This window comes from Pseudomonas citri (assembly GCF_025336485.1).
GTDB lineage: Bacteria > Pseudomonadota > Gammaproteobacteria > Pseudomonadales > Pseudomonadaceae > Aquipseudomonas > Aquipseudomonas citri.
The window spans coordinates 155,337-167,849 of sequence record NZ_JAODAB010000007.1; the positions used below are offsets into that span (position 1 = coordinate 155,337).

A 12,513-nucleotide genomic window follows, 5' to 3' on the forward strand; every position below is an offset into this window, starting at 1 on the left:
TTGCGTCCGGGCATTGATCTCACGGGCGTACCACGGCTTGAGAATGCCGGTTTCCAGCGCCTCGCCGCCGAAAATCACCTGGCGCAGGCTGTGGTGCAGATCACTTTCGCCCTGGGCCGCGATCAACTGCCGGAACGCGCTCGGCGTCTGGTTGAGGATGGTCACCCCAGCCTCGCACAACAGCGCATAGCAATATTGCGGTGAGCGGCTGACCAGTTGTGGCACCACCAGCAAGCGGCCCCCATGGGTCAACGCACCCCAGATTTCCCAGACCGAGAAGTCGAAGGCGAAGGAATGGAACAGCGCCCACACATCCTGCGGTCCAAAGTCGAACCACGGCTGCGTGGCCGAGAACAACCGTGCAACGTTGCGGTGCTCGACCATCACGCCTTTGGGCAGGCCAGTGGAACCCGAGGTGTAGATCACATAGGCCAGGTGACTGGCGACCAGGCCCGGCACATCGGGGTTGTGTGACGGTTGCTGACCGATTTCATCGACGTCGAGCGGGTCGAGGACGACCGTAGGCACGGTCACTGGCGGCAAGTTGTCGTGGCAGTGCGCCTGAGTCACCAACGCCACCGGTTGACTGTCGTGCAGCATGTAGGCCAGGCGTTCCGCCGGGTAAGCCGGGTCCAGCGGCACATAACCAGCGCCGGACTTGAGAATACCCAGCAGGCCGATAATCATCTCCAGGCCGCGCTCGGCGCAGATCGCCACCCGGTCATCCGGGCGAATGCCCAGTGACAACAAGCGGTGAGCCAACTGGTTGGCGTGCCCATTGAGCTGAGCATAGGTCAGCGCCTGGTCTTCATACGCCACGGCCACTGTGTCAGGTCGGGACGCGGCCCAGGCTTCGAACTGACGATGGATCAGGGCATCCCCGGCGTATTCGACATCGCAGCGGTTCCAGGCTTCAAGCAACTGCTGGCGCTCGGCGGCCGGCAGGATCGGCAAGGCTTGCAGCGGAGTTTGCGGTGCCTGCTCCAGGGCTTCGACCAGGCTGCCCAGGGCCATCTGCATATAGCCGCAGATGCGCGCCGCACCGATGGACGTATCCACCAGGGCCGTGAGGGAAAAACCTTCGCCGAGGTCGTCGACGTTCAGCGTCAACGGATAGTTGGTGCGTTCATCACCGCTCAGTGCCTCGATCCCGCTCCAGGCCGAGCGGGCCTCCTGGTTTACCTCGGTGGCGCTGTGCCGGTAATTGAGCAGCGCGCTGAACAACGGCGTCGGTGCCGCCACGCCGCTGCAACGCTGGGCCAGTGCCAGGGAAGCATGCTCATGGCCCAGCAAGGCCGTCAGTCGGGCATGGGTCGCCTTGACCCCGGCACGCACATCCTCGGTGCCCACGTCCACCCGCAATGGCAGAGTGTTGATGAACATGCCGAGCGCCCGATCAGCCCCCTCGCCGCCCTGCAACCGGCCCAACAACACCGTACCGAAGACCACTTCGTGCCGGCCGGACAGCTTGCCCAATACCTGGGCCCAGGCCAGATGCACCAGGCTGGCAGCGCTGACACCCAACTGACGCGCCTGCGACCGCAGGCGTCGGGACAGCGTCAGATCGACGCCCTGGCGGAGTTCATCGATGCCGTGTCCGTCGCCTTGCACATCCTGCAAGCCGAACGGCAGCGTCGGTTCGTCGATGTCACCGAGCATCTCGCGGAAAAAGCCTTCATGCTCCTCTTCGCTTGCCCCCAGTCGCGACTGGGCCACGTAGTTGCGATAAGGCATCGCTTCACCCAACTGCGCCCCCTGGCCCAGCAGGTGCAGCTGCATTTCATGCTGCATGACATCCAGGGCCGTATGGTCCAGCGCCATGTGATGGAACAACAGGATCGCCAGCCAGCGGTCCTGGGCTTCATCCCGGGTGTAGACCAGCTGCAACATCGGTGCACGGCGCAGATCGAGGCGATAATGCCGTGCGTCGAAGCGGGACGCCAGTTGCCTGGCGACATCGCCGGCCGTGGCATCGGCTTCGAAGTGCTGCGGCTCCAGCCGCACCTTGCGCCAGACCATCTGCACCGGCTCATCGAGCCCTTCCCAGGCCACGCTGGTACGCAGGATGTCATGGCGGTCGATCACCACCTGCAAGGCCTCGACGAAGGCGTCGAGACGTTCGCGGCTGTCGAAAGCGAACTGCGATTGCAGCACATAGGGGTCGCCCTGTTCGGCGGCCAAATGGTGGTAGAGGATGCCTTCCTGCAACGGCGCCAGTGGGTAGATGTCCTGCACATTGCGCGCACCATCCGGCACCGTCGCCACCAGGCGATCGATGGTGTCCTGGCTCAGCTCGACCAGCGGCAGCAGTTCAGGGGTGATGTGTTCGCAGTCCAGCGGAATCAGGTTCGCCGGAACCGTGATCTCCTTGCCGCTGCCTACCGCCGCCGCCAATGCCGCCAGGGTCGGCTGGCTGAACAGCACGCGCACGTCGGAGCTCAAGCCGGCCTGGCGCATGCGTTCGATCAGGGCCACCGCCAGCAGCGAGTGGCCGCCCAGTTCGAAGAAATGGTCGTGCCGGCCGATCTGCTCGACCTTGAGCACCTCGGCCCACAGTTGCGCCAGGGTTTGTTCCACTTCGCCTTGCGGGGCTTCGTACTCGCGGCTGGCATAGGCCTCGGCGTCCGGCGCCGGCAGCGCACGACGATCCAGCTTGCCGTTGGCGGTCAGCGGGAAGGACGGCAGCACCACGAAGGCGCAGGGCACCATGTAGTCGGCCAGCGATGCCGCCAGTTCGCTGCGCAGGTCATGCACCGACAAGGCGAAATCGTTTTCAGGGATAACATACCCCACCAGACGCTTGGGACCGGCTTCGTCCTGCCGTGCGAGCACCACAGCGTCTTGCACGCCCACGCACTGGCCCAGACGGGCCTCGATCTCGCCCAGCTCGATACGGAAGCCACGGATCTTCACCTGGTCGTCGTTACGCCCCAGGTAATCCACCGTGCCGTCCACGCGCCAGCGCGCCAGGTCGCCGGTGCGGTAGAGCAACGCGGCCGGATCGGCACTGAATGGGTCGGCAACGAACTTCTCGGCGGTCAGTTCGGGACGGTTCAGGTAACCCTTCGCCACGCCATCGCCACCGATGTACAACTCGCCCGCCACAGCCACTGGCACCGGTTGCTGATTTGCATCCAGCACATAGACGCGGGTATTGCCAATCGGACGACCAATCGGGATACCGCCCTCGCCCACGGCTTGGATTTCGTGGGTGGTGGTGAAGGTCGTGGCCTCAGTCGGGCCGTAGCCATTGAGCAGGTGCTGCGGCGCGCCTTCTTTCAAGACACGACCAATCACCGCCGGATCCAGCACATCGCCACCGACAATCAGGTAACGCAACTGTTTGAACACCGGCATCAGCCCGGCGGCGTACTGGTGGAACAGGCCGGCGGTCATCCACAGCACGCTGACCGCTTGCTCGGTCAGCAGCGCGGCAAACCGTTCCTGAGTCAGCAGTACATCCTGCTCGACCACCACCACACAACCGCCGTTGAGCAACGGCGCCCAGACATCGAGGGTGCTGGCATCAAAGGCCGGGTTGGAAGCGAACGCCACCCGGTCCTGGGCGTTGAAGTCGGCGTAGCCGTTGTTGATCACCAACCGGTTGATCGCCCGGTGCGGCACCAGCACGCCCTTCGGTGTGCCGGTGGAACCGGAGGTGTACATGATGTAGGCGACCGATTCGGCGCTTTGCGGCAGATCGAGGTTACCGCCGGCTTCATTCAGTTCCATCCGATCCAGGTCGACCCGTGCAGTACCTTCGGCCACCGTCGCAGAACCCAGGGTCAGCAGGACTTTCGCCCCGCTGTCATCGAGCATGAACTGCTGGCGCTCCAAGGGCGCGTGGATGTCCAGCGGTACGAAGACAGCGGCGCACTTGAGCACCGCCAGTTGGCAGACCAGCAGCTCAAGGGAACGCTCCAGCAAAATGGCCACGCGCTCGCCCGGCTGCACACCGAGGCCGATCAGATGGCGCGCCAGGCGATTGGCCCTGGCGTTGAGCTCGGCATAGGTCAAGCTGTGCTCGTCCTGCACCGCCGCCTGCGCCTCGGGGTTGGCCTGTACTTGTGCTTCGAACAGAGCATGGACGGTCCTGTCCTGCGGATAGCGACGGGTGGTGGCGTTGAAGTCCACCAGCAACTGGCGACGCTCGGCCGACGGCAGGATCGCCAGGCTGTTCAACGGCGTCTGCGGCGCCTGCTCCAACGCAGACACCAGATTCTCCAGCACCACATTCATATAGGTGCAGACCCGCTGCGCGCCGATCTGCGGCACGGCCAACGCGGTGAGGCTGAAACCTTCGCCCAAATCGTCCACCGACAGGGTCAGCGGGTAGTTGGTGCGCTCTTCGTTGTTCAGGATCTCGATGCCGTGCCAGGCGGCCAGTCCATCGTCCAGGGTCACAGCGGCGCTGCTGTGGCGGTAGTTGAACAAGGCGCTGAACAGCGGCATCGGCGCAACCACGCCACTGCAACGTTGGGCCAGGGCCAGCGAGGCATGTTCGTGACCCAACAGGCCGGTCAACCGCGCATGGGTCTGTTTCACGCCGCTGCGCACGTCTTGCGCACCCAGGCTCACCCGCAACGGCAAAGTGTTGATGAACATGCCCAGCGCACGTTCGGCACCGTCGCCCGCCTGCATCCGCCCCATCAGCACCGTGCCGAACACTACGTCCTGTCGAGCCGACACCTGTCCCAGCACTTGCGCCCAGGCCAGGTGATGCAGGCTCGCCGCACTCACCCCCAGCTGACGGGCCTGGGCTCGCAGGCGGCGGCTCAGGTCGGCCGAAAGGTTCAGCGCGGCCTCTTGGATATCGCCGCCATCGCCGCGGATATCCAACACACCGAAGGGCAATGTCGGCTCGTCCACATCACTGAGCATCTTACGGAAGAACGCTTCATGTTCCTGGCGACTGACGCCCAGGCGCGCCTGGGCCACGTAATTGCGGAACGGTACCGGGGCGCCCAGTTGTTCGGCCTGGCCCAGCAGATGCGCCTGCATTTCCTCCTGCACCACTTCCAGCGCCGTGTGGTCCAGCACCAGGTGATGGAACAGCAGCAACGCAACCCAGCGCTGGTTGGCCGGGTCATGGGCAAACGCAATGCGCATCAACGGTGCCTGCTGCATATCCAGGCGGTAATGCAGGGTGTCGAAGCGCTCGCGCAGTTGCCCGGCGATATCACCGGCCTCGGCGGCGAGCACGACCTCTTCCACCGCCAGTTGCGCCTTGCGCCAGACCACCTGCACCGGCTCATCGAGGCTCTCCCAGACCACCGAGGTGCGCAGGATGTCATGGCGATCGATCACGCCTTGCAGCGCGTGGGCAAATGCCTCCAGCCGCTCGCGATCCGCGACGCTGAACGTGGCTTGCAGCACATAAGGGTCACCGGAGTGCGCAGCCATGTGGTGATAAAGGATGCCTTCTTGCAGCGGTGCCAGCGGATAGATGTCCTGCACGTTGCACGCGCCGCCCGGCACCGTTTCCACAATGCGATCGATGGCCTGCTGGTCCAGGTTCACCAGCGGCAGCATGGGCGGCGTGATCCGGGTGCAGCCCAACAGAATGCCGTTGTCCGGCACCCGCACTTCAGCGCCACGACCCACCGCGGCGGCCAACGCCGCCAGGGTCGGCTGGCCGAACAGCACGCGCACGTCGGCACTCAGGCCATGCTGACGCATCCGCCCGATCAGGCTCACGGCCAGCAGCGAGTGACCGCCCAGTTCGAAGAAATGATCATGGCGACCGACCTGTTCCTGGCCCAGCAGGTCTTGCCAGATCTGCGCCAGGGTCGTTTCGATCTCGCCTTGCGGGGCCTCGTAGCCACGGGAGATCACGGCGTCCTGATCCGGGGCTGGGAGTGCCTTGCGGTCGAGTTTGCCGTTGGGGGTCAGCGGCAAGGCTTCCAGTTGCACGTACGCGGCCGGCACCATGTAGGCCGGCAGTTGTGCTTGCAGATGGTTGCGCAGGGTTTCGATGTCCACCGCTGCTGATTGGGTGAAATAGGCGACCAGACGTTTGTCGCCCGGCACGTCCTCGCGGGCCAGGACCACGGCTTCCTTCACCGCCTCGTGCTGGGCAAGCTTGGCTTCGATCTCCCCCAGTTCGATACGGAAACCGCGGATCTTCACCTGGTCGTCGTTACGGCCCAGGTATTCGATGTTGCCGTCTGGCAAATAGCGACCCAGGTCGCCGGTCTTGTACATCCGCGCATTTTCGGCACTGCTGAATGGGTCCTTGAGGAAGCGTTCAGCGGTCAGGTCATCGCGATTGAGATAGCCCCGCGCGACACCCGCGCCACCGATGTAGATTTCACCGGGAACACCCAGCGGCACCGGTTGCTGGTGTTCATCCAGCAAGTAGAACTGGGTGTTCGCCACCGGTTTACCAATGTGCGCGGCAAACCCGTCTTCGCGGGCCATGGATACCCAGCTGGAATAGGTCGTGGTCTCCGACGGGCCGTAAAGGTTGCACAAGCGCTTGACTGAGGTCTGTTCGAACAGCGCTTCCACCAGACTGCGCTTGAGCGCTTCACCGGCCACGTTGACCGTGTCCACCCCCTCGCCCAGACCGCCCGATTCCAGCAACGCCTTGAGCGCCGACGGTACGGTGTTGATCAAGGTGATGTCGTGCTCACCCTGTTGCAGTTCCAGCACATTAGTGACCACTTCGATGCTGCCGCCGCAGGTCAGCGGCGCGAAGCACTCATAGACCGCCAGGTCGAAGTTCAGCGATGTCGAGAACAGGGTTTTCGACAGGGTTTGCGCATCGAACGAACGGTGCGCCCAGGCCAGGAAGTTCACCGTGTTGCGGTGTTCGATCATCACGCCTTTCGGCAAACCGGTGGAGCCGGAGGTGTAGATCACATAGGCCAGATGCGAGGAATCCAACCCGGAAATGACCGGATTCGAGACGGATTCGTCCTGCCACAACCCGCTGTCCAGATCGATCACCGGCATCGACGCCCCGGCCAGCAAGCCAAGGGTCGCCGCCTGCGCCAGCACCACCGCCGGCGTGCTGTCTTCGAGCATGTAGGCAATGCGTTCGGCCGGATAACCCGGGTCCAGCGGCACATAGCCACCGCCGGCCTTGAGGATCGCCAGCAAACCCACCACCATATCGAGGCCGCGCTCGACGCAGATCGCCACCCGCGAATCCGGTTGTACGCCTTGCTCGCGCAGGTAATGCGCCAGGCGGTTGGCCCGTTCGTTCAGCTCGCGATAACCCACACGCTGCGCGCCATGGATCACTGCCACGGCGTCCGGCGTACGCTGCACCTGCTCCTCGAACACCCCATGAATGGTCTGCTGCTGCGGATATTCGGCTTCGTTGGCATTGAACGCCACCAGCAGTTGCTCGCGTTCCGCCGCCGGCAGCACCGGCAAGCGATACAAAGCCGCCTGCGGCGTCTGCTCCAGGGCCTCCACCAGTTTTTCCAGCGCCGTGTGCATGTACCCACACACCCGCTGCGCTCCAATTTGCGAGGCAACCAGTACCGACAGGTTGAACCCGTTGCCCAGGTCATCCACGTTCAAGGTCAGCGGGTAGTTGGTACGTTCCTCGCCGTGCAGGGCATGGACACCGTGCCATGCCTGTTCCCCTTGCACCGAGACCTCGCCCGGGGCGCTGTGTCGGTAGTTGAGCAACGCACTGAACAGCGGCAACGGTGCGGCCACGCCACTGCAACGCTGGGCCAGGGCCAGCGAGGCATGCTCATGGCCAAGCAACGCGGTCAGCCGTGCGTGGGTCGCCTTGACCCCGGCCCGCACGCCCGTCACGCCGACATCCACCCGCAGCGGCAAAGTATTGATGAACATACCCAGCGCCCGGTCGGCACCGGCGCCGCCCTGCAACCGCCCCATCAGGACGGTCCCGAACACCACCTCCTGCTTGCCGGACACCTTGCCCAGCACCTGGGCCCAGGCCAGGTGGACCAGGCTCGCGACGCTCACTCCCAGCTGGCGTGCCTGCGCCCGCAGACGCAGGTTCAGCGCGGCGTCCACCGATTGCCCGGCCTCGTCGATGTCGTGACCGTCGCCCTGCACATCGTGCAAACCGAAAGGCAATGTCGGCTCGTCGATGTCACCGAGCATGTCGCGGAAAAACACCTCGTGCTCTTCGCGGCTCACCCCCAGGCGCGCCTGGGCCACGTAATTGCGATACGGCATCGCTGGCGCCAGTTGCAAGGTTTCACCCAACAAGTGGGCCTGCATCTCGTGCTGCACCACCTCCATCGCCGTATGGTCCAGGGCCATGTGGTGGAACAGCAGCGTCGCGACCACACGACCATTGGCCTCGTCCAATCCACAGGCCAGGCGCATCATCGGCGCTCGAGTGACATCCAGGCGGTAATGACGTGGATCGAAACGCTGACGCAGTTGCGTCACGGCATCGCCGGCCGAGGGATCGAAATCGACCGTGTCCACCTGTAGCTTCGCTTCGCGCCAGACCACTTGGAGGGGTTCATCCGGGCCATCCCACACCACGCTGGTGCGCAGGATGTCATGCCGGTCGATGACGAATTGCAGCGCCTGGGCGAAGGCGTCGAGTCGTTCACGGTTGTCGAACGCGAACTGCGACTGCAGCACATACGGATCACCCTGCCCGGACGCCAGGTGGTGATACAGGATGCCTTCCTGCAGCGGTGCCAGCGGATAGATGTCCTGCACATTGCGCGCGCCACCCGGTATCCCCGCTACGATGCGATCGATGGCGTCCTGGGTCAGCGCAGCCAATGGCAGCATGGCCGGAGTGATGCGCTCGCAATCCTGGGGGATCAGGTTGGCAGGGATACTGACCTCCCTGCCGTGACCCACGGCTGCCGCCAGCGCCGCCAGGGTTGGCTGGCCGAACAGCACGCGCACGTCGGCACTCAGGCCGGCCTGGCGCATGCGTTCGATCAGGCTCACGGCCAGCAGCGAATGGCCACCCAACTCGAAGAAATGATCGTGGCGACCGACGCGCTCAACCTTGAGCGCCTCGGCCCAGATCTGTGCGAGGGCTGTTTCGACGGCGCCTTGCGGGGCTTCGTAGCCACGGGCGATGACCGCGGCCTGATCCGGGGCTGGCAGCGCCTTGCGGTCGAGTTTGCCGTTGGGGGTCAGCGGCAAGGCTTCCAGTTGCACGTACGCGGCCGGCACCATGTAGGCCGGCAGTTGTGCTTGCAGATGGTTGCGCAGGGTTTCGATGTCCACCGCTGCTGACTGGGTGAAATAGGCGACCAGACGTTTGTCGCCCGGCACGTCTTCCCGAGCCAGGACCACCGTTTCCTTGATTGCCTCGTGCTGGGCAAGCTTGGCTTCGATCTCCCCCAGTTCGATGCGGAAACCGCGGATCTTCACCTGGTCGTCGTTGCGGCCCAGGTATTCGATGTTGCCGTCTGGCAGGTAACGCCCGAGGTCGCCGGTCTTGTACATCCGCGCGTTTGGAACGGTACTGAAGGGATCCTTGAGGAAGCGTTCGGCGGTCAGGTCATCGCGATTGAGATAGCCACGGGCAACACCCGCACCGCCGATGTAGATTTCACCGGAAACACCCAACGGCACCGGTTGCTTGTGTTCATCCAGCAAGTAGAACTGGGTATTCGCCACCGGCTTACCGATGTGCGCCGCAAACCCGTCTTCGCGGGCCATGGATACCCAGCTCGAGTAGGTCGTGGTCTCCGACGGGCCGTAAAGGTTGCACAAGCGCTTGACCTGGGTCTGCTCGAACAAGCTTTCCACCAGACTGCGCTTGAGCGCTTCACCGGCCACGTTGACCGTATCGACGCCCTCACTCAACCCACCGGATTCCAGCAACGCCTTGAGCGCCGACGGCACGGTGTTGATCAAGGTGATGTCGTGCTCGCCCTGTTGCAGTTCCAGCACATTAGTGACCACTTCGATGCTGCCGCCGCAGGTCAGCGGCGCGAAGCATTCATAGACCGCCAGGTCGAAGTTCAACGAGGTCGAGAACAGGGTTTTCGCCAACGTCGCCGCATCGAACGAACGGTGCGCCCAGGTCAGGAAGTTCACGGTGTTGCGGTGTTCGATCATCACGCCTTTTGGCAGACCGGTCGAACCGGAGGTGTAGATCAGGTAGGCCAGGTGCGACGAAGTCAGCTCAGGCACCTGCGGGTTCGAGACGGATTCGTCCTGCCACAACCCGCTGTCCAGATTGATGACCGGCATCGACGCCCCGGCCAGCAAGCCAAGGGTCGCCGCCTGTGCCAGCACCACCGCCGGCGTACTGTCTTCAAGCATGTAGGCAATGCGCTCGGCCGGGTAACCCGGATCCAGCGGCACATAACCGCCGCCAGCCTTGAGGATCGCCAGCAAGCCCACCACCATGTCGAGGCCGCGCTCGACACAGATCGCCACCCGCGCATCCGGTTGTACGCCCTGCCCACGCAGGTAATGCGCCAGGCGGTTGGCCCGTTCGTTCAGTTCGCGATAGCTCAGGCGTTGTTCACCGCGCACCACCGCCACGGCCTCGGGTGTACGTTGAACCTGCTCCTCGAACAACCCATGAATGGTTTGTTGCTGAGGATATTCAGCTTCACTGGCATTGAACGCCACCAGCAGTTGCTCACGCTCCGCCACCGGCAAAACCGACAACTGATGCAGGGGCGCCTCCGGCGTCGATTCAAGCATCCGGACCAGATTTTCCAAAGCCTGGCGCATGTATTCACCCATGCGCTGGGCACCGATCCCGGCCAGGGCCAGCACGCTCAGGCTGAAGCCTTCGCCCAGGTCATCCACCGATAAGGTCAGCGGATAGTTGGTCGCCTCCGCTCCCCCCAACGTATGCAGCCCCTCCCAGGCCAGCAACGCCTGTGTGGTAGGCGCCTGTGCGGCGCCGCCGCTGTGCCGGTAGTTGAGCAACGCACCGAAGAGCGGAGCGGGTGCCGGCACGCCACTGCAACGTTGGGCCAGGGCCAGGGAGGCATGCTCATGGCCAAGCAGGGCCGTCAGGTCCGCGTGGGTGGCTTTCACGGCCGCACGCACGCCCTGTCCAGTCATTTTTATCCGCAACGGCAGCGTGTTGATGAACATGCCCAGGGCACGGTCGGCACCGTCACCGCCCTGCATCCGGCCCATCAGCACCGTGCCAAACACCACATCCTGCCGGCCCGAGATTGCGCCCACCACACGAGCCCAGGCCAGGTGATGCAGGCTTGCCGCACTCACGCCCAACTGACGGGCCTGTACCCGCAAGCGACGACTCAGTGCATCATCGAGCCCCAGGTGCACCTCTTCGGTGGCCGATTCCTGTTCGGGCACCTCGGCGAAACCCAGCGGCAGCGTCGGCTCATCGACATCGGCCAGCATCTGGCGGAAAAAGCCTTCGTGGGATTCGCCGTCCGCCCCCAGCCTGACCTGCGCCACATAGTTGCGATAAGGCACTGCCTCGGGCAGCTCATGGGCCTGGCCGAGCAGGAACGCCTGCATTTCATGCTGGACCAGCTCCAGCGCCGCATGGTCCATCGCCAGATGATGGAACAACAGAATCGCTACCCAGCGCTCGTTGACCGGGTCCGGTGCGCAGACCAGGCGCATCAACGGCGCCCGTCCCACATCCAGGCGGTGGTGGCGGGTGTCGAAGCGCCGTTGCAGTTGCTCCACGATATCGCCGTCGGCCGGGGCCGGCTCGACCTCTTCGAATGCCAGCCTGGCCTCGTGCCAGACCACCTGCACCGGCTCGTCCAACCCTTCCCAGACCACCGAGGTGCGCAAGATGTCGTGGCGATCGATCACCCCTTGCAGCGCCTGGGCAAAATCGTCCAGGCGGGTGCGCCGGTCGGCGGCGAACAAGGCCTGCAAGACATAGGGGTCGCCCTGTTCAGCAGCGAGGTGATGATAAAGAATGCCCTCCTGCAAGGGCGCCAGTGGGTAAATATCCTGCACGTTGCCTGCGCCACCCGGCACACTGTCGACGATCCGGTCGATGTCTGCCTGGGACAGGTTCGCCAGCGGCAGCATGTCCGGCGTAATGCGAAATGCCGGGCTCAGCCAGTCGCCACCGTTGCGCTCCACCAGATCGAGCAATTCGCGCTTATGGACAGTGAGGCTGTCCCACAATGCGCCGTCCAGTCCTTCGTCGTCGCCCAGGATCACAAGGTTATCGTCATCCTGCTGGAGACGGATCGGGTGCTTGGACAGAGCTGCCATCAATTCGCTGAATTGCATCGAAGAACCTGCTTTTCTGATTCGGAGTGGTTGACGATAAAAACGTGTCTTTCAGCTGCGGCGAGGCGTGTGGACGCGAGAATGAACGGCGATTGGGCCGATCACGGCGGCGGGCCAGGGCCATGGATAATCGTCATGTTCAACCGAAGGAGGTCCGTCCGCGGACGGTCTCCTTACAGGCCAAAAAAAATTAGAACATTCGCCATGTCATGTCTGTCATGGGAAGCAGGGACAAGCCCGGGACGTCGAGCAGACGCCATGCCGGCGGGGGGCAAAGTCCGGGGGCGAAACCCTGTCGGGTCTGCCCCGGACAAGGCCCTTCGCCCCACGGAGAGGGATGGCGGAGCT

General features: G+C 63.9%; 1 pseudogene (cut by a window edge). It reads right to left on the minus strand.

From position 1 onward, the window contains the following. Positions 1-12,165 (minus strand): annotated as a pseudogene (locus tag N4Q37_RS28095) (amino acid adenylation domain-containing protein) (its annotated part extends 4,173 nt beyond the left edge of the window); the annotation flags it as partial. Between the last annotated feature and the right edge of the window lie 348 nt (positions 12,166-12,513).